Raw genomic sequence first — 19,301 nt, forward strand, 5'->3', positions numbered from 1 at the left:
AATTTCGACCTAACTCAGTCAAGGTCAGTGTCTTACATTCAATCAGTGCCTTAGAGGCCAGCATCAAGCTGTTTAATCGTTTTAGGTGAAGTTCTGGGCAGTATTGGTGTAAAGAATGTTGTAGGATATTGGCTTCGCGCATCTTGTTGTCCAAGTGTAGTTTTTAGCGAAACCATTTGATCATGCAACAAGATGCGCTTCCACCCTAATTTGATGATTTATTTGTAAATCATCAGGGGATTCTTCAGCATAAAGCATGCATCGCTAATATAAATTAGCCCAGACTTTTCAAACTAAGTTAACAATCGCCAGATAAAAAAATAGGCCCTGAGTAACAGGACCTATTAAATCAATACTTTTAATGCATTACTTCTTGGGTGCAGTGCTCTTCATATACTTGAAGAACTCGCTATCAGGCTCTAACACCATAATATCGGACTTGCCTGAGAAGCTGGCTCGATAAGCCTCTAAGCTACGAACAAAACCGAAGAATTCAGCATCTTTGTTGTAAGCATCAGAATATATCTTCGCTGCTAACGCATCCCCTTCACCTCGAATGGTTAAGGCTTTACGTTCAGCTTCGGCAATCTTCACCGTCACATTGGCATCTATCGTTGCACGAATAATTTCAGACTGTTCTTTACCTTGCGCTCTATGCTCTTTTGCCACAGCTTGACGCTCTGCACGCATACGCTGGTAAATACTGTTACTGACGTTAGCCGGTAGATTGATTTGCTTTACACGCACATCAACAACTTCAATACCTAAGTCTTTTGCACTTTCTGAGGCATTGGATAACGCATCATTTTGCAGTTCATCACGCTTACCAGAAACAATCTCTCTAATAGTGCGACGACCAAACTCTGTGCGTAAATCGTTGTTGATCTTACGTTGTAATAGCGATTCTGCATTCGACTTAATACCACCGTTTGTAGACAGGTAATATTTTTCGAAATCCATAATGCGCCACTTCACATAGGAATCGACCATAAGGTCTTTCTTCTCTGAAGTTACAAAACGATCAGCTGCACCATCAAGTGTTTGAATACGGGCATCGAGTAATTTTACTTTATCGATCACAGGCACTTTCATGTGCAGGCCTGGGCCGTAGACGCGGGTGACTTGCTTACCGTCAACGTCGTCTTTTAAAATTTCACCGAAACGCGCCACAATAGCGCGCTCGCCTTCATTCACCACCATTAAAGATGACAAACCAATACCTAAGAGCACGGCGATAAGAATAACGCTTAATCTACCCATGGATTACTCCCTCCCTTGGCGAGTACGATCATCGCGGGATGGACGTCCACTCAAAGGCTCATTCGCGCGAGTCGTTGATACAGATGAAGAATTAACATTTTGCTGTGGCTTAGCTTCCAGCTCATTTGTCGCAGGCTTCTGCTGAATTAACTTATCTAGCGGTAGGTACATTAAGTTGCCGTTGTTCTTAGCATCAATCAGCACTTTATTCGTATCTGTCATCACTTGCTGCATTGTATCAAGATACAAACGCTTACGAGTCACTTCAGGCGCAGCTTGATACTCTGGTAATAACAACTCAAAACGAGCCACTTTACCGCGAGCTTCTAAGACTTCACGCTCTTTGTAAGCATTCGCTTGTTGCGCCATACGTTCAACTTCACCACGAGCTTTGGGTTCAATTTCACGGGCATAAGCTTCAGCTTCACGAATAAAACGTTGTTCATCTTCTTGGGCAGAAATCGCATCATCGAAGGCGTCTTTCACTTCTTCTGGCGGACGTGCCGGTAAGAAGTTAACGTCAACAACAGCAAGACCCAATTTGTACGGTTCAAGAATGCGCTCTAACTCTTTCCACGTATCGCGACGAATAGCATCACGGCCCGTAGTCAGAATATCATCCATCTTGTTATGTCCAATGACATAACGCAGTGCACTGTCAGTCGCTTCACGCAAACTGGCGTTCGCATCGACGGCACTAAATAGATATGAGTAAGCATCTAAAATACGATACTGAACATCAAGCTCAACTTTCACGACGTTTTCATCGGATGTCAGCATGCTACCAGACGCAGGAATAGAGCGAACCGATTGAATGTCGACGGGATAAATTTGGTCGATAAATGTGGCTTTCCAATGAAGTCCAGGGCCAATTTCGCCAGCGTGTTTACCAAATCGCAGTGCCACACCACGCTCAGCTTCTTTAATTGTATAAAAACCCGAAAGTCCCCAAACAACTACAGCAACAGCAAGAATGATGATTAGGCTAAACGAACTAAAAGACTGGCCTGAGCCATTTCCTTTGCCGCCAAAGCGCTTTGAAAGATTACGAAAAACCTCGTCAAGGTCCGGTGGTCCTTTGTCGTTACCACCTTTATTTCCCCAAGGATCATTACCCTTGTTACCGGGCTCGTTCCAAGCCATTTAGCACTCCATAAGTGGATGAAATAAATTAGATTATTAACAAACAGCTTCATCTATCGAATCTTCGAAGATGAAGGTTTCTAACTCACCCTGACTCTGTTTTGTTAATCGGCGCCAATCGGCGTCCGATAAACGAACAGACAAAATACAGTTCCCCAGATCGTCGTACTCTTTCTGCTGTATCGCATCCAGTCGATAAAACTGGCCAAGATAATGTCCAGCAGTTGCCGGAATTCTAAGTGTTAGCTCTTTAATCACCTCACCAATAAGCTCAGTGATGGCTTTCAATAGCAAATCAAATCCTAAACGCTTCTGTGCTGAAACCCAAACTCGAACGGGTTTGCCTATGTCGTTATATTCAATTCTTGGCGTCACATCTTCGAGTAAATCGATTTTGTTACAGACCACGAGTTGCATGACTTCATCGGCTTGGATGTCTTTCAGTACAGATTGAACCTGATCAAAATTATCCGCCATGTTTTCATCTGCACAATCAACTATGTGTAGTAATAACTCCGCTTGCCTTGTCTCTTGTAAGGTTGCCTTAAATGCAGCAACGAGATCATGGGGCAAATGACGAATAAACCCGACAGTATCCGCTAATATCACAGCACCATCAGGTAAATCTAACTTTCTTAGCGTAGGATCGAGTGTGGCAAATAGCTGATCTGCAGCATAAACATCAGATGATGTTAGGGCATTAAAAAGCGTTGATTTACCCGCGTTTGTGTAGCCGACTAATGAGACTGTCGACAAATCACTACGCTTACGTGCACGTCGACTCTGTTCACGTTGCTTATCAACTCGCTCTAAGCGTTTGTTGATATTTTTAATCCGTCCTCTGAGCAAACGTCTATCGGTTTCGAGCTGGGTTTCCCCTGGACCACGTAAACCAATACCGCCCTTTTGCCTTTCAAGATGCGTCCAACCACGGATCAGGCGAGTCGACATATGGCGCAATTGCGCTAGCTCCACCTGTAACTTACCTTCGTGAGTTCGCGCTCTTTGGGCAAAAATATCGAGAATAAGTGTCGTACGGTCGAGCACACGACACTGACACACTTGCTCAAGATTACGCTCTTGGGCTGGACTCAATGCATGATTAAAAATCACCACATTGGCTTCAGTCGCCGCCACTAATGCAGCTAACTCTTCGGCTTTACCAGAACCCACAAAAAATTTGCGATCCGGTGAACGTCGACTTCCAGTAATCACCCCGACTGATCTTGCCCCAGCTGATTCTACTAATAGCTGCAGCTCGACTAAATCTTCTCGGCGTTCCTCATCGGAAAAGTCGATATGGACAAGAACCGCAGTTTCTCCCGCCTCATAACGATCAAACAAGAAGCAAACTCCTCAGATAATACTTATTCGCCACTAGGCGCATCATCTTGAGCACCATATCCGCCTTGGGCATTTTGGTGACCAGTAACGTTGAATGGGCGTGCTGGCACGACAGTAGAAATAGCGTGTTTATAAACCATTTGGCTCACTGTATTTTTCAACAGAATGACAAATTGATCAAACGACTCTACCTGTCCTTGGAGTTTAATGCCGTTAACCAAGTAAATTGATACAGGAACGCGCTCGCGACGCAATGCGTTCAAAAATGGGTCTTGTAAAGATTGCCCCTTAGCCATTTTATTATTTCCTTTTTTAATTTATATAAAATAAATCGATATCAGTGATAGTTTTTTGTTTAGTTTTAGTATTATACAGCAAGGGCTAATAAGCTAGCGGCATTGACGCATAAGTATAACTAAATTCCCCTCAGCACCACTTTCAAGCCAATTCAACTCTGGCCAACTCCGCAACCATGTTAATTGACGCTTAGCCAATTGCCTAGTAGCAGCAACCGCTTTTTCGACCATAGTATCATAGTCAAACTCACCATCTAGGTATTGCCAGCACTGTCGATAACCGACACAACGCATTGAAGGCAAGTCTAAATGCAAGTCTCCACGGGCTTTTAGCTTTGTGACTTCCTCAATAAAGCCCTGTTTGAGCATAAGCGCAAAACGTTGCGCTATTAAGTCATGTAACACTTTGCGCTCGCGCGGTGCAATAGCAAACTGCACTACGTCATAGGGCAAGGGGGCTGACTTGGTCTGAGTCAACTCAGTCATGCTCTTGCCGCTTATTCTATAGACTTCCAGCGCTCTTGAAAGTCTTTGTGGATCATTAGGATGAATTCTTTCTGCCGACACGGGATCTATCTCCCTTAATTGGTCATGCAGTGCTTCCCATCCCTTTTCATCCGCCTCCGCTTGGATCTCGGCTCTAATGGCCTCATCCGCACTCGGCAAAGGTGACAAACCTTCGAGTAACGCTTTGAAATACATCATGGTTCCGCCAACTAATACTGGCGTTTTCCCCATGCTGACAATCTCTTCTATCTGGGCTATTGCATCGGCTCTAAAGTCGGCTGCCGAATAGCTTTCACTGGGATCACGAATATCAATTAATCTGTGCGGCCCGCGAGCCAGTTCGTCTGCTGAAGGCTTGGCACTGCCAATGTCCATACCACGATAAATTAATGCCGAATCGACCGAAATAATTTCACAGTTATGCTTTTCGGCCAATTCTAATGCTAAAGCTGTCTTACCTGAGGCCGTTGGCCCCATCAAAAATAACACTTTAGGCTGTAATTCTTTATTCACTTGCTTGCTCTTCTAGCCACGATTGCCAAGGTAAGAATATCGCTTTGTTGGCAATAAGCTGTTTTTTCTCTTCAGCAAACTGCGAAAATGCTGCCCAGACTTCTGGTGCCGAAACGAATCCCGTTAAACTGTGTTTTGCCAACCAAAATGCCAATGCGCTCGGCGCAGGTGTTTCAAAACGTAGCGATTGTAGCCACTCAGGGATCACTTTGGCTAACTGGCTCTCTCTGATATATGGGGGCACTTTTTTAATAATCAACTGCTGGTAACGAATTGTTAGTTCTAAACCTAATTGGCGGATCAGCGTGTCGTGTTCAGTGAGCACAGCCTGCCAATCCGCATCAGCCGCGACAGACACTGGCATCAATAAAGGCTGACCAATTAACCCCGTCGCTAGTTTAGCTTCAATCTCTTGGCATCGCGTCGCCAATGCTACTGATTTTATTGATAATAGACTGAGTTTATCTTCCGACGTCATCACCCAATATTGCCCATCTAATATCGATGGCATAGGTAACACAGACTGATAATCTTGATCTTTTACACTGTAAGAAGGGGTTTGCAGTAAAGCACCATAACTTGCTATTGCCGCCTTTGACGGTAATTCAGTACGTTGTCGAGATTCACCTGCAGAATAACTGCCACGGCTGCTGTCTCTTGGCATTGTCATACTGCCAAAAGCATTGGTTTGAGAGCCAAAACTGGCGCCTTCTCGTCCTGCGCCTACAGACTTTACTTGAACGGCAGGGGCTACTGAATCTTGAGCAGACTCAAGTGTATCAGTTTGCGCATTAACTAGAGCTGAATCAGCGCCAAGTGCAAAAGGAGCAGCTATTTCAGCTGCGCTTGTTGAAGCATCCACAAACACATCTTCAACCTCATCCAAAGAACTAGAGTGAACGAAGTTGAGCTCTCCTGCTTCTTCCAGCGCCGATTGCAATGCTTGCAGAATATAATCATGCACATAGCGACTCTGATGGAATCGCACCTCATGCTTAGCGGGATGCACGTTAACATCCACTTGGTGGGGATCGATATCCAACATCAGCACGTAGCCGGGTTGCTCAAGTTCTGCTTTTTGGGCAAAGGCTTGGCGCACTGCATGATTGACCAAGCGATCACGGATAAGGCGTCCATTGACATAAAAGTAATGGGTATCGCTGATAACCGGTGACCAAGGTGACTGCAAATAGCCACTGAGGCGCAAATCATCGTGTTGGCATTCAATCTTAAGCGCTTGCTCGGCAAATGGACGGCCACACACTTGCGTCAAACGTTGTAAATACTGGGCTTCATTCACAGCGGGACGATAATTACGTACTATCTTACCGTTATGCGTCAGCGTGAAATGGATATCCCCACGCACTAATGCAATGCGCTTTAACCATTCATCGATATGGGTAAATTCGGTTTTGTCACTCTTTAAAAAGCGTCTGCGAGCCGGTGTATTAAAGAATAAATCCACCACTTCAATCGTCGAACCTACTGGATGCGCGGCAGGCATCACTTTAACTGCCATGTCGGCACCTTCAGCATGGGCTTGCCACGCTTCGGTTTGCTCAGCCGTGCGTGAAGTTAAAGTTAAACGTGAGACTGAGCTGATACTGGCTAGCGCTTCACCACGGAAACCAAAACTAAGGATCGCTTCAAGATCATCTAAAGTGTGTAGCTTTGAGGTCGCATGGCGCGATAAGGCTAGCGCGAGTTCATCTTTAGGTATGCCAGAACCGTTATCGCGAATTTTAATCAGCTTGCTGCCGCCTTTGTCGATTTCAATATCGACTCGGCTCGCTCCTGCGTCGAGGCTATTCTCGACCAATTCTTTGACTACGGAAGCGGGTCTCTCAACCACTTCCCCCGCCGCAATTTGGTTGGCTAATTGCGGAGGCAGGATCTGAATGCCCATCATGCTTTCCTATTTAACTCTGGGGTATAACTAACGTTTGCCCTAACTGCACCACATCGGACTTCATTCCATTCGCTTGTTTGATGCTGGACATAGGCACACTATAACGTTGCGCGATTGCAGATAAAGATTCTCCGCGACGGACCTTATGTTTAACCTTTGTCGATACCGCATCACCAACATAGGCTGTAGGTGTTCTTTCTGTTGAGGTTCTTTCTGCTGATGCTTTTGCTGTGGTTTTGGCCGGCTTAGCACTGCTAGAACTTCCTCCCCTTCTTTGGGCAAGCAAAGTATCCGCTGGCGGATTGTTGTGATAGTAACGGCTCACCCCCTTATAAATAGCATTGGCAATGCTCTCTTGATGGCGACTACTCGACAGTAAACGCTCTTCTTTAGGGTTTGAAATAAAGCCCGTTTCAACCAAGATTGAAGGAATATCCGGTGACTTCAGCACGGCTAAACTCGCGGACTCAGGGCGACTTTTATGCAATTGAGTCACGCCACCTAAATCTTTTAAAATATCCCCCGCTACAGAATGGCCAATTGCCATCGAACTGTTCATTGACATATCGAGCAGCGTCATAGCCAAATACTGTTCATTATCCGTGTTTTGGATAATCTCACCCGCGCCGCCCAGCAACTCAGAATGCTTCTCTTTTTGCTCTAACCAACGACCAATTTCACTATTAGCACGACGCATTGATAGCACCCATACGGAGGCGCCACGTGGATTGGGCGAGGTAAAGGCATCAGCATGGATAGAAATCAGCAGATCTGCCTTACTGTTGCGCGCCAGTTCAGAGCGTTTATTTAAATTCACAAAATAATCACCAGTACGGATCATCACAGCACGCATGCCTGGCGTGTCATTGATTTTGCTGGAAACACGTCTGGCGATTTCTAGGGCGACCTTTTTTTCATAAACACCAGAAGGACCAATGGAGCCAGGATCGTCGCCACCATGACCCGCATCAATAGCAATGACAATATCGCGGGATGATTGCGCCGCTTGGGTGACAGTTTTGACGGGTGTAGATGACACGATAGCCGTTGCCGTAGTTAACGTTTTATCTTCTAAATCAACCACTAGACGATTGCCATAGGGCGCAGTAACAGGCAAAGAAAACAAGCTTGCATTCAGTGGTTTTACGAGATCGATCACTAAGCGCAAATCACCTTTAGTCGGTGACTTACTGATCCGAACGCCCTTAACTAACTTACTGTTGTTTTCAAGATTTTTAAGCACAACTTTAGCAGTGGTCTTTTTTAAATCCACCACTAAACGATTAGGGCCATCTAAAGAGAAATAGGTGTAATCAGGCACTCCACTCAAGTCAAACACGATTCGAGTTGACTCAGGCGCGGCCCAAATACGTACGCTTTCTAACTGATTAGCAGCATGGGCCACCACAGAGAAAAAAGAACACAAAGAAAGAATAATAATTTGAAAATACGGGTTATTTTTTATCATTTTAGTTTTTATTTTATCGCTTTTAATAACTTTTCACCTGGCTCAGACAAGGCCTCTATGCGTATTTCTCGCCCACTATTTTGATAACTTAAATGCATATGGACATCGGCAGCGGGCAGTAAACCCTCTCCCTTATCTGGCCATTCAACAATGCACAGACTCTTATCCGTAAAGTAATCACGGATCCCCATAAACTCGAGTTCTTCTGGATCGTTTAAACGATACAAATCAAAATGATAAACTTCGACACCTTCTAACTCATAAGGTTCAACTAAAGTGTAAGTCGGGCTTTTAACGGCACCTTTATGGCCCAATCCCTGAATTAAGCCACGACTCAGCGTCGTTTTACCGGCTCCTAAATCACCCGTAAGATACAGAGTCAAAGGCGCTTGGACATGGCGGGCTAATTTTTGCCCAACCGCAATAGTGTCGTCTTCGTTGTCTAAGAAAAAAGTTAACTCTGTCATATCCGCTTATATCACTGCTATTATTGATGGAGAAGCGACTCAATCCTAAAAAGGCACAGGGCACATAACAAAGTCCAGCCCCGCTTGAGTCTCACATTCCGCCTAGAGTAAATCACTATTCACTAATTGGCGAATAAAAGGCATTAAATCGCTCGCTAACATACCCCGTTCTCCCTGTATTGCCGCAAGATCAGCGGCGCAACCATGTACGACTACGCCAAGCACAGTTGCCTGCATATTATCCATTCCCTGAGCCATGAGCGCGCCTATAATACCAGATAACACATCGCCACACCCACCACTGGCAAGCCCAGGGTTGCCGACTGGTGCCACTACCATTTGCTGACCATCAAAAATGACCGTTCCAGCCCCCTTTAGCAATACAACACCGCCGTACTTTTGCTGTATCGCGCGAACAGCGGCAAATCTGTCCTGTTCAATATCGACCACGGTACAACCAAGTAAACGCGCCGCCTCGCCCGGATGTGGTGTTAGTACCCAATTCGTTTGGCGCCTTGGTTCATTACTGAGCAGATTCAACGCATCGGCATCTAAAACACAAGGCTTATCGCTCAAGCCCACGGCTTTAAACAAATTATACCCCCAGTCATGCTTACCTAAACCAGGGCCAAGCACGATAACCTGCGCCCAACCAAGGCGCAGATACACTTCCATATCGACTAAATCACAACCCCAAAACATCAGTTCAGGACGGGAGACATTCACCGTCAGTTGATGCTCAGGTCGACTGATCACAGTGACTAATCCCGCGCCTGCACGTAGGCAAGCCTCACTTGCCAGTCTCACAGCCCCAGCCATGCCTATATCACCGCCGATGACAGTGACTTTTCCCGATTGGCCTTTATGGCTATCGCGTGCTCGGGCGGCAAAATAGTCCTTAAGAGTCTCTCTTCCAACTCTTTGTGCGCTCGCTTCAGCAAAGAAAGGCGTTAATCCTAAATCTGCAAATTCAAGCTCGCCACTGTAATGCCGCGCCTTACCCGTTAACACACCTTGCTTTACACCACCAAAACATAAGGTGATATCCGCCATCACAGCAACACCTGCTACGGCGCCTGTATCAGCAATGACTCCAGAGGGTAAATCAAGGCTCAATACCCAAGCCGAATTGTCATTGATGGCACGGATATATTTAGCCATATCGTCGCGCACAGCATCACGTACACCCGTACCTAACAGACCATCGACTATGATTTTCGCAGCGAGAATAGGTTCAACCTCTAACGGCAGTAATTTTCCACCTTCAGCAAGATAATGGGTCAATGCTTGCTGACACTCAGGTGTACCTGCCGCTGACGTCATCATCACAGAAACGTCCATACCACTGGCACGGGCTAAACAGGCGCACACTAAAGCATCGGCACCATTGTTACCGCTGCCGGCAAGGATTAACACAGGTAAGACTTTGGAGCTATGTTTCGCTAAACACTCAAAAGCCGCCGCGCCAGCACGCTCGACCAATTCATAGAGACTAGATACTCCCTGAGACACTGCACTCAGTTCCGCTTCGCGAACTTGTGTTTGGGTGTATAGAGCTTTGGGAAATTGCGATAGATCTTGTGCCATGAAGGATCTCCTTAGACACCAATGACTCCATTTCACAATGAGTAATCTCACCATAGAAGTCTTGGCAGAATTGAGCAAGCCAATAAAAATCAGCCAATAGATCAAGAAAGTAGCAAAAAAAGCAGCGAGAAATTATGACGTAAATCAGTTCAGGCGCAGAAACCCGCCCAAATGGAGCAAAGTAGAGTAAAAGTTGCCGATACAAAGTCGACATAAAAACCAAAGCCAGCACTGGGCTGGCTTTGAGAATCGAGAAGAAATGACGGTTTAGATATCGTCCATCCGAATCGTACTATGGACTAAACGTTGCTGCTGAGTTTTCTCTACTCGGATCAAATTGGCTAACGCATTGCGCGCATCTTCCGCCGTGGTCGAGTTAACTGTTTTTTCTAACAAACCAATCAGACGATTCTCTAGGTCTAAATGTAAGTTGAGCACATCATCTTCATTCATGTTTGCGGGCAACATAGTATCTTGGCAACGCTTAGTAAAGTCTTCAAAAGTGAAGTCTTTATACCAAGTATCAAGAATACGATGTGGTGCTTCATCCATATAATCACGCAGTTTTTCTGCCATGGTTTTTTGGTGTGATTCAAAATACTCCAACATCATTTTCACACGAGCCGAGTCAGCTTGATTGTTGAGTCGGCCATAGAGTTGCGCCATATCTAAGCGGCAATTTGCCACATACTCGAGTAGATCACGTAATTGTTGAATACGCATATAATGCACTCCATTGTCAGGCCAACTACTTGGCGCTATTAATTTTGTCTAATTCCATTATGTGAGTAAAAGCGTTACGAATATTTGAACAAGGTCATAATTTAACTTTCACGCAGCTATCTAATTTAGGAAAACTTGAAGAAACACGCTATAGATCACGCATCTAAATCCTATCACACTGTTTTGTATAAAAGAGAAAAGCCAAAAGAGATCTCAACACACTTAGCCCAAAGGGTATTCGCAAGTCTTTAGTTGCAGATGGTAAATCTGAGATAGAGGGCTTGAAGTAGATAGCAGTGAATCAAGACAAATATAGATGAGCCAATTGAGGGAATTATGTGAGAAGTACAGCGACATTATGAACTTAACCAATTGAAAGTTAAATAAACAATAAGGAAATGGAACGAAATTGGAGCGACATAATTTTGATCAAGAGCAGTTCGAACCGATGACCTATACCTTGACTAATTTAACCATCACAAAGGTATCGCCATATCAAAAATCACCACTGAGCTAATGTCAATTGAGTAATGTGATAGTGGAATATTTAGGAAATTGGAGCGACATATCGGGTTCGAACCGATGACCTATACCTTGGCAAGGTATCGCTCTACCAACTGAGCTAATGTCGCATAATCTGTGTTAATGATTTGGTAAATCACTAAGTTTTAATTTGGAGCGACATATCGGGTTCGAACCGATGACCTATACCTTGGCAAGGTATCGCTCTACCAACTGAGCTAATGTCGCATAATCTGTACTAATGATTGGTAAATCACTAAGTTTTACTTTGGAGCGACATATCGGGTTCGAACCGATGACCTATACCTTGGCAAGGTATCGCTCTACCAACTGAGCTAATGTCGCATAATCTGTATTAATGATTTGGCAAATCACTAAATTTTAATTTGGAGCGACATATCGGGTTCGAACCGATGACCTATACCTTGGCAAGGTATCGCTCTACCAACTGAGCTAATGTCGCTTTTTTGCATCGCTGCTACATTTGCCTTCAACATTAATAAAGGTATCGTCTATCAACTTTTATCAACTGAGCTAATGTCGCTTTTTGCATCGCTGCTACATTTGCCTTCAACATTAACAAAGGTATCGCCTATCAACCTTTATCAACTGAGCTAATGTCGCATTCAATCTAAATGACCGCACATCTCTGTTCGCATCAAAAAGTTGAGGCCGCATTATATGAAAAATTCATGCGGCTGCAACCCCTTCTTGCATATTTATCTACTGATCGGTCAAATTTTAAATACTTTGCTGCGATAATACTGCAATTCAGCGATCGACTCTTGGATATCTTGCAGGGCTTGGTGAGTATTTTGCTTCTTAAAGCCCGCCATAGTTTCTGGACTCCAACGCTTCACTAGCTCCTTAATCGTACTGACATCCACGTTGCGGTAGTGGAAATAATCTTCCAACTCGCGCATATAACGATTTAAAAAGCGTCTATCTTGACCAATGCTGTTACCACACATTGGAGAGGCGCCCTTAGGAACATACTGTTCTAAGAAGGCAATCGTCTTGGCCACGGCTTGCGCTTCGGTTTCTTGGCTAGCACGAACTCGGTCAATCAACCCAGACTCACCATGGTGCTTTTGATTCCAATCGTCCATAGCGGCCAGCACATCATCTGACTGATGAATTGCGATAACCGGACCTTGACCGATAATATTGAGTTCTTGATCTGTCACTAAAGTGGCAATTTCAATGATCCTGTCGACGTCGGGCTCTAACCCTGTCATTTCCAAATCGATCCAAATGAGATTATTTACATCTGCCGTCATAAATCAGCCTTATCGTGTCAGTTAGCCTAAATTCAGGCTTTTTTATTCAAGAGTGTGTATCATACTGCTTTTTTCCAACACAAAAAATCACCTAATTGACGAAGACGAATCAGTGAGTAAAAAGAAACCCCTAAGCCAAGGTCAATTACGCCGTATGCGCGCTAATCACGAGAAGCGACTCAATCGTGATAGTGGCGATAAAAATACGCCAGAGTTACAGGATAGTTCATTGGGGCAAGAACAGCCCGGTACTGTGATTTCACGTTTTGGCCAACATGCCGACATAGAAACTGAAAGCGGCCAAATTGTGCGCTGTAATATTCGCCGTGCCGTCACCAGTTTAGTGACTGGCGATAAAGTGATCGTACGCTTAGCCATTGAGAGCCAAGCCAATAGCGGCATCGCAGGTATTGTTGAAGCCGTTCATCCACGTCGCTCATCACTTACACGCCCAGATTTATACGATGGCGTGAAAATTATCGCCTCGAATATCGACCAAATTTTGATTGTCTCCTCGGTATTACCCAGCTTTACCACCCAAATCATCGACCGTTATTTAGTGGCTGCCGAAGATACCGATATTCCGCCTATCATCATTTTGAATAAAATTGACTTGCTCAATCCCGCTGAAGCGCAGGCAATCGATGAAGCGCTACAGCGCTACAAAGACATTGGCTATCCGGTTTATAAGGTCAGCAGCAAGCTCGGTGATGGTATCGATACCATCAAAGGTATACTCAAAGATAAAGTCAGCGTGTTTGCCGGCCAATCTGGTGTGGGTAAATCATCAATCATCAATGCATTACTACCCGATGCAGAGCTTATTATCGGCGATGTGTCCGACAACTCAGGTTTAGGCCAACACACCACCACCACAGCCAAACTGTTGCACTTGCCTAGTGGCGGCGATTTAATCGACTCTCCGGGCGTGCGCGAATTCGCCCTATGGCATCTTCCTGCACAACGTGTCGGCTGGTGCTTTATCGAGTTTCGCGAGTATCTTGGCGCATGTAAATTCCGCGATTGTAAACACGGTGACGATCCCGGCTGTGCACTTCAAGAAGCCCTGAGCCAAGGTAAGATCAGCGCAGATCGCTTTAATAATTACCATAGAATTATCGCCAGCTTAGATGAACAACGTCATGCCCGCCATTTCCGTGCGGCCACTGATGAATAACGACTTATTGATAAATAACAACAGTCTCAGCAAAGATTGAGCAGTAAGAAAAGGAATTGAAATTGGATAAAGTCAAAATAGCGCTGCAGTACATGCTGCCAAAACACTTGTTATCTCGTTTAGTGGGTAAACTCGCTGCAGCCGAAGCTGGCGCCTTAACCACTGCCGCCATTAAGTGGTTTATCAAACAATATAAAATCGACATGAGCGAAGCGGCGCAGAGTGAGCCTGAAGCCTATAAAAGCTTTAATGCCTTTTTTACCCGCGCCCTTAAACCCGGTATTCGTCCGTTAGATATGGACGCCGATATCATGGTGCATCCAGTCGATGGTGCCGTAAGCCAATTAGGCCCAATCAAAAACGGTCGCATCTTCCAAGCTAAGGGTCACCACTATTCATCGTTAACTTTGCTTGGCGATCAAGCCGAAGATGCTAAACGCTTCGAAGGCGGTGATTTTGCGACTATCTATCTGGCGCCTAAAGACTATCACCGTATCCACATGCCGATTAAAGGCACGTTATCAAAAATGACCTATGTACCTGGCGAACTGTTTTCGGTGAATCCGTTAACGGCGAGACACGTACCCGGTCTGTTTGCCCGAAACGAACGCGTTGTGGCGATTTTTGAAACCGAATTAGGTCCATTGGCCATGGTATTGGTTGGCGCAACGATTGTTGCCAGTATTGAAACCGTATGGGCTGGCACAGTCACGCCGCCGACAGGTAAGCAAGTCTTCACTTGGGAATATCCAACCCAAGGCCCAGATGCCATCACCTTAGACAAAGGTGAAGAAATGGGTCGCTTCAAGTTAGGCAGTACTGTAGTGATGTTGTTTGTTAAAGATGCTATCGCGACCTTTGCTGAAGGTGTCGAAGCCGAAGCAGTGACTCGTATGGGACAAGCCTTCGCTAACCTGAAAGACATTAAGCAAGCGGATTAAGCTTTCTTGAGTTCTGCTAAACCTTCGGGATTAATTGAATTGCACCTGGCTGTGCTGCTATTTGGCGGCACAGCTTTGTTTTCTAAATTAATCCCGCTCAGCGCCCTCGACATCACCTTCCTACGCTGTATCGTCGCCGCCACTGTGTTAGGTTTGCTAGTCAAATTCAGCCGCAAACGTTTAACGCTGGCAAGCAAACAAGATTATCTGGTCGCCATCGGGCTTGGGGTTATCGTCAGCCTGCATTGGGTGACCTATTTTGCGGCCATGCAATTATCGTCGGTCGCCATTGGCATGATTGCGTTTTTCACCTATCCGGTGATGACTATCATTGCCGAGCCGTTGCTGACAGGTAATAAGATAAAATTACACGATATGATCAGCGGTGTATTAGTGCTGATTGGGGTGATATTACTGATCCCTGAGGCGAATTTAGGTAACGACACTACGCTGGGCATTGCCATCGGCATAGTGTCCGCCATCTTGTTCACCACCCGTAACTTATTGCACAAACGCTACTTTTCCCAGTACAGCGGCCCCCATGCCATGTTCTATCAAACTTTGGTCGCTGTGATGTTCCTGATGCCGTGGCACCAAACGGAACTGGGCAGTATCTCATTAGAAGTGTGGGGATTAATTATTTTACTCGGCGTAGTCTTTACCGCAGCGCCACATGCGCTATTTACTTCTGCGCTGAGGCAACTGAGCGCCAAAACGGTTGGGTTAGTCTCTTGCTTACAGCCTTTTTATGGCGCCATGTTAGCACTGATCATTTTAGGTGAAGAGCTCAATCTCAACACCTTAATTGGTGGCACTATCATAGTCGCGACCGCCATCTTCGAAACCCATCAATCGCACCAGTCACAGCGGCGAAAAAAGAACGCCTGAAACATACCAATCTCAACGCAATTTGGCTAATATGGAGCGTCTTTCGCCCCTAAATGTCTTTAGCCTATATGCCACGTATTTTATTGTTCATTATTGCTTTTTTCACATTTTCCGCACTTGCCAATTCGCCTTTGCAGTTGGACAAACGTCTTGGCATGAACAAGCAAGATCAGCAACAAAATCTCAGCATTGACGAACAAATTAACGAACTAAAAATTAACATAGAAAAACTCGCCGCCAACGCAGCCAGTTTCCAACAAGCTCAGATTGATTTTGAGCAACATAAGAAGCGCACTAACCAAGCACTGAAAGACGCCTATAAGCCTTTATCTCTGGAAAAAGGTACTGATCTTAGCCAGCAGGCTTCCATGGCCTATATTCGCTTGTCTGAACTTAAAGAAAGCGAATCCACCCTTGGCCGACAAGTTAACGATTTATTGCTACGTCACAATGACTTACCTACCGTTATCGCCAGCGCGAGGCAAACTGTCGCCCAAAACAAAAAAGCAGAACTCGCCCCGCTAGATACCCCTACGGGAGAGTTACAGCAAACTCAACGACTCTTCTTTGAACAAAGCCTTGCCACCGATGAAGCAGAACTTGCCAGCAGCCAAAAACGCATTGAACTGACGCAATTACAATTGCAGCTAGTCCGCCAACAACTGGTGCAGCAAGAAGCCTTGATCGAAACCATCAACAAGGCAATCAATAAACAACGTCAGCAACAAACGGATGCCACCCTAGCCAAAAACTTAGTTAATACCGAAAAAGTCATCGATCCTATCACCCGTAATATTGCCGACACTAACCAGATTTACGGTCAAAAGCTGCAAACGTTAACTTTGCAGATCAATAATGTGGTCGAACAGCAGGAACAGGCTGAAACCCAATATCAATCCCAAGCCAAACAACTGGCAAACATCCAAGAGCAGATCACTTGGGTCAAAATGAACTCCGCCTTTGGTGAGCGCTTTTTGCAGATGTTGCAATCACTGCCTAAACCACCGAATCACGAAAAACTGCAAACGCTGATCGCCGATGCGCGCTTAGACAGATACCATTTAGAGCAGCAACAAGCCCTCAATGAGCAAGAATTAGAACAACCCGGCTTATACAATGAGCAGCAGATTAAGCTCTTACACTCGCAACAGAGTTTGATCTCGCAGTTGATGCAAAGCTATGACCAATACTTAAGTGAATTAGGCAAGCTGAAGGTCAATTACCAACAACTGAGCCAACAGAATCTCACCCTCAAAAATACCCTTAACGAACATTTATTCTGGGTGCCTAACGCTACAAGTATTAGTAAGTTATGGCTTACGGATCTTGAGCGCAGCACGGTTTGGCTTGTGCAACAAGCACAGTGGGATGAACTGGGAAGAGCCTGGGATGAACAAAACGATTATTGGTCTTGGTGGATCATATTGCTGGTACTGTGTTTAGTCGTACAAGACTTGATCACTCCTAAATTCAATCGCTTGCTAAATCATTACACCACTTATGTGGGCAATGTGACCCAAGATAAATTCATTTACACTCTCAAAGCGCTCGCCTGCAGTATCAGCTATGCGTTGATAAAACCTTTCCCAGTGATCATGGCGGGATTGATTTTTTATCATTCCGATCGCAATTTTGTGCAGGCTGTGGGTATGGGCATACTGGCGATTGGTTTAGTGTATCTCTTATATCGCTTTATCTTTATTCTGACGCTCGACAAAGGCGTACTCGTGGGCCATTTCAAACGCCCCTCAAAACTCATTCAAGCGGGACAATCACGGCTCAGACACTTTGTGCTGATTGCTAGCCCATTATTGGGTCTGATGGGCTTTACCGAAGTGCTCGACACATCACTGGTGCGTAATAGCATAGGCCGCGGCGCATTCATTATTTTCTGTATCGTTTTATTCTTGTTATACAAAGATATTTTAATCCTGAGCCGTAAAAACTCAGATGCTAAGAAAGACGGTAAAAACAAAAAACTCATTCAGAAAATGCTCTGGACCTTGCTGATTTCTGTGCCGCTTTTAAGCGCAGTGTTAGCCTTTAGGGGTTACTACTTCACCGCTTTCCAAATGCTGTTACAACTGCAATTATCGATCGTGCTGGGTCTGGGTTTCTTGCTCTTATACCAATTGATCAAACGATGGATGTTAATCGAACGCCGCCGTATCGCCTTCGATCGCGCGAAGGCAAAACGTGCCGAACGCTTAGCACAAAGGGAAAAAGGCGAAACGCATCACCCTTCCGTCGATGGACTCGATACCTACGAAGAACCCGTAGTCGATCTCGAAACCATTTCGAGCCAATCCCTTGGCCTAGTGCGTTCACTCTTGTTATTGGCCTTTTTAGCCAGTTTGATTGGTCTGTGGACTCAAACCCATACGGCGCTGTTTTCCTTCCTCGATGGCATTACGCTGTGGACGACCAATACCAGTGTGAATGGCTTAGAGCAACAATTGCCCATTACCATGAAATCACTGATGTTTGGGCTGATAGTGGTGGGTTTCTCGTTAATGATTGCCACCAATTTACCCGGCCTACTTGAGCTAATGATCCTGCAAAGGCTTGATCTCTCGCCCGGAACGGGTTTTGCGATCACAACCGTCAGTCGTTATCTGGTGGTTTTCCTCGGACTATTAATCGGCTTCTCTAATCTCGGGATGGAATGGTCTAAGTTGCAATGGCTGATTGCCGCACTATCGCTCGGTTTAGGTTTTGGTTTGCAAGAAATTTTCGCCAACTTTATTTCGGGTCTGATCATTTTGTTTGAGAAACCCGTGCGGATTGGCGACACAGTGACAATTCGTGATTTAACAGGGACAGTCAGTAAAATCCAAATTCGGGCGACCACCATTATTGACTGGGATAGAAAGGAAATTATCATTCCGAACAAGGCCTTTATCACAGAGCAGCTGATCAACTGGTCCTTGTCAGATCCTATTACTCGGGTCATTGTTTATGTGTCGGTGGCGCGGGATTCAGACCCTGCCAAAGTTGAAGCGACCCTGTATCAAGCGGTGCAAGAGTGTGAAGATGCACTTGCCAGCCCAGAACCTGAGGTCTGGTTTGCCGGCTTTGGTAAACATACCCAAGATTATGAAGTGCGCGCCTATGCAAAAGATATGTCGGCACGCTGGCCACTGCGCCATGATTTACATAAACGAGTGACTAAAAAACTCAAAGAAAACAATCTCGAACTCGCCTACCCGCAGATGGAAATCCATATTAAGAATGGTCAAAATCGCGAGCAACAAGGCATTATTAGAAGCTAATAGG

The 19,301-nt window shown here is 45.3% G+C and carries 15 protein-coding genes, 4 tRNA genes and 1 pseudogene; 4 read left to right on the forward strand and 16 right to left on the reverse strand.

Features of this window, described 5'->3' with window-relative positions; all coding sequences use genetic code 11:
• From L5M49_RS12565 to orn, 16 genes and pseudogenes are all read right to left on the reverse strand, one after another.
• Positions 1-142 (reverse strand): annotated as a pseudogene (locus L5M49_RS12565) (IS4 family transposase); the annotation flags it as partial.
• A gap of 224 nt (positions 143-366) precedes the next feature.
• Positions 367-1,260, reverse strand: coding sequence for a protease modulator HflC (hflC, locus tag L5M49_RS12570; RefSeq protein WP_113939145.1), 894 nt, complete (start codon positions 1,258-1,260; stop codon positions 367-369).
• 3 nt (positions 1,261-1,263) lie between these two features.
• The gene (gene hflK / locus L5M49_RS12575; RefSeq protein ID WP_028761770.1) at positions 1,264-2,403 is read right to left on the reverse strand and encodes an FtsH protease activity modulator HflK; all 1,140 of its coding nucleotides are present in this window, start codon (positions 2,401-2,403) and stop codon (positions 1,264-1,266) included.
• A gap of 36 nt (positions 2,404-2,439) precedes the next feature.
• Entirely contained in the window at positions 2,440-3,747 is a 1,308-nt protein-coding gene (gene hflX, locus L5M49_RS12580; RefSeq protein WP_028761769.1) for a ribosome rescue GTPase HflX, read from the reverse strand.
• Between the two features lie 23 nt (positions 3,748-3,770).
• The gene (gene hfq / locus L5M49_RS12585; RefSeq protein ID WP_006084207.1) at positions 3,771-4,043 is read right to left on the reverse strand and encodes an RNA chaperone Hfq; all 273 of its coding nucleotides are present in this window, start codon (positions 4,041-4,043) and stop codon (positions 3,771-3,773) included.
• A 93-nt stretch (positions 4,044-4,136) separates the two neighbouring features.
• Positions 4,137-5,063 carry a tRNA (adenosine(37)-N6)-dimethylallyltransferase MiaA gene (gene miaA, locus L5M49_RS12590; protein ID WP_219251052.1) on the reverse strand — a complete coding sequence of 309 codons (927 nt, stop codon included), beginning with the start codon at positions 5,061-5,063 and terminating at the stop codon, positions 4,137-4,139.
• Complete coding sequence (gene mutL, locus L5M49_RS12595) at positions 5,056-6,969, reverse strand: DNA mismatch repair endonuclease MutL (protein ID WP_411569105.1); 1,914 nt, start codon at positions 6,967-6,969, stop codon at positions 5,056-5,058. Before mutL ends, miaA begins: the two co-directional genes overlap by 8 nt.
• Positions 6,970-6,982: 13 nt before the next feature.
• Entirely contained in the window at positions 6,983-8,440 is a 1,458-nt protein-coding gene (locus L5M49_RS12600) for an N-acetylmuramoyl-L-alanine amidase (protein WP_212599647.1), read from the reverse strand.
• An 8-nt stretch (positions 8,441-8,448) separates the two neighbouring features.
• On the reverse strand, positions 8,449-8,907 hold the full coding sequence (tsaE, locus tag L5M49_RS12605) for a tRNA (adenosine(37)-N6)-threonylcarbamoyltransferase complex ATPase subunit type 1 TsaE (RefSeq protein WP_028761764.1): 459 nt from the start codon (positions 8,905-8,907) through the stop codon (positions 8,449-8,451).
• 102 nt (positions 8,908-9,009) lie between these two features.
• Positions 9,010-10,494, reverse strand: a complete 1,485-nt coding sequence (locus L5M49_RS12610; protein ID WP_212599645.1) for an NAD(P)H-hydrate dehydratase — start codon at positions 10,492-10,494, stop codon at positions 9,010-9,012.
• A 267-nt stretch (positions 10,495-10,761) separates the two neighbouring features.
• A complete protein-coding gene (locus tag L5M49_RS12615) occupies positions 10,762-11,217 on the reverse strand; it encodes a hypothetical protein (protein ID WP_028761762.1) in 456 nt (151 codons plus the stop codon).
• A 556-nt stretch (positions 11,218-11,773) separates the two neighbouring features.
• Positions 11,774-11,849: transfer RNA gene (locus tag L5M49_RS12620), tRNA-Gly, on the reverse strand.
• A gap of 42 nt (positions 11,850-11,891) precedes the next feature.
• Positions 11,892-11,967: transfer RNA gene (locus tag L5M49_RS12625), tRNA-Gly, on the reverse strand.
• A gap of 41 nt (positions 11,968-12,008) precedes the next feature.
• A tRNA-Gly gene (locus tag L5M49_RS12630) sits at positions 12,009-12,084 on the reverse strand.
• Between the two features lie 42 nt (positions 12,085-12,126).
• A tRNA-Gly gene (locus tag L5M49_RS12635) sits at positions 12,127-12,202 on the reverse strand.
• A gap of 271 nt (positions 12,203-12,473) precedes the next feature.
• The gene (gene orn / locus L5M49_RS12640) at positions 12,474-13,019 is read right to left on the reverse strand and encodes an oligoribonuclease (RefSeq protein WP_006080044.1); all 546 of its coding nucleotides are present in this window, start codon (positions 13,017-13,019) and stop codon (positions 12,474-12,476) included.
• 112 nt (positions 13,020-13,131) lie between these two features.
• Here orn and rsgA point away from each other — a divergent pair, with 112 nt between their 5' ends.
• The 4 genes from rsgA to L5M49_RS12660 all read left to right on the forward strand — a co-directional run bounded on the left by rsgA (position 13,132) and on the right by L5M49_RS12660 (position 19,297).
• Complete coding sequence (rsgA, locus tag L5M49_RS12645) at positions 13,132-14,196, forward strand: small ribosomal subunit biogenesis GTPase RsgA (protein ID WP_263266192.1); 1,065 nt, start codon at positions 13,132-13,134, stop codon at positions 14,194-14,196.
• A 62-nt stretch (positions 14,197-14,258) separates the two neighbouring features.
• A complete protein-coding gene (gene asd / locus L5M49_RS12650; RefSeq protein WP_263266193.1) occupies positions 14,259-15,137 on the forward strand; it encodes an archaetidylserine decarboxylase in 879 nt (292 codons plus the stop codon).
• Positions 15,138-15,143: 6 nt separating this feature from the next.
• Positions 15,144-16,025, forward strand: a complete 882-nt coding sequence (locus L5M49_RS12655) for a DMT family transporter (protein WP_173496267.1) — start codon at positions 15,144-15,146, stop codon at positions 16,023-16,025.
• 68 nt (positions 16,026-16,093) lie between these two features.
• The gene (locus tag L5M49_RS12660) at positions 16,094-19,297 is read left to right on the forward strand and encodes a mechanosensitive ion channel domain-containing protein (RefSeq protein WP_263266244.1); all 3,204 of its coding nucleotides are present in this window, start codon (positions 16,094-16,096) and stop codon (positions 19,295-19,297) included.
• Positions 19,298-19,301: the final 4 nt, after the last annotated feature.

Origin of the sequence: Shewanella sp. SM74 (assembly GCF_025653725.1) — a bacterium.
In the GTDB taxonomy this organism is placed as follows: domain Bacteria; phylum Pseudomonadota; class Gammaproteobacteria; order Enterobacterales; family Shewanellaceae; genus Shewanella; species Shewanella oncorhynchi.

What these genes read in the sequence shown, in the direction of transcription:
- hflC (WP_113939145.1), bottom strand. Translation starts at nt 1,260, where the DNA reads ATGGGTAGATTAAGCGTTATTCTTATCGCCGTGCTCTTAGGTATTGGT.
- hflK (WP_028761770.1), bottom strand. Translation starts at nt 2,403, where the DNA reads ATGGCTTGGAACGAGCCCGGTAACAAGGGTAATGATCCTTGGGGAAAT.
- hfq (WP_006084207.1), bottom strand. Translation starts at nt 4,043, where the DNA reads ATGGCTAAGGGGCAATCTTTACAAGACCCATTTTTGAACGCATTGCGT.
- mutL (WP_411569105.1), bottom strand. Translation starts at nt 6,969, where the DNA reads ATGGGCATTCAGATCCTGCCTCCGCAATTAGCCAACCAAATTGCGGCG.
- L5M49_RS12600 (WP_212599647.1), bottom strand. Translation starts at nt 8,440, where the DNA reads ATGATAAAAAATAACCCGTATTTTCAAATTATTATTCTTTCTTTGTGT.
- tsaE (WP_028761764.1), bottom strand. Translation starts at nt 8,907, where the DNA reads ATGACAGAGTTAACTTTTTTCTTAGACAACGAAGACGACACTATTGCG.
- L5M49_RS12610 (WP_212599645.1), bottom strand. Translation starts at nt 10,494, where the DNA reads ATGGCACAAGATCTATCGCAATTTCCCAAAGCTCTATACACCCAAACA.
- L5M49_RS12615 (WP_028761762.1), bottom strand. Translation starts at nt 11,217, where the DNA reads ATGCGTATTCAACAATTACGTGATCTACTCGAGTATGTGGCAAATTGC.
- orn (WP_006080044.1), bottom strand. Translation starts at nt 13,019, where the DNA reads ATGACGGCAGATGTAAATAATCTCATTTGGATCGATTTGGAAATGACA.
- L5M49_RS12660 (WP_263266244.1), top strand. Translation starts at nt 16,094, where the DNA reads ATGCCACGTATTTTATTGTTCATTATTGCTTTTTTCACATTTTCCGCA.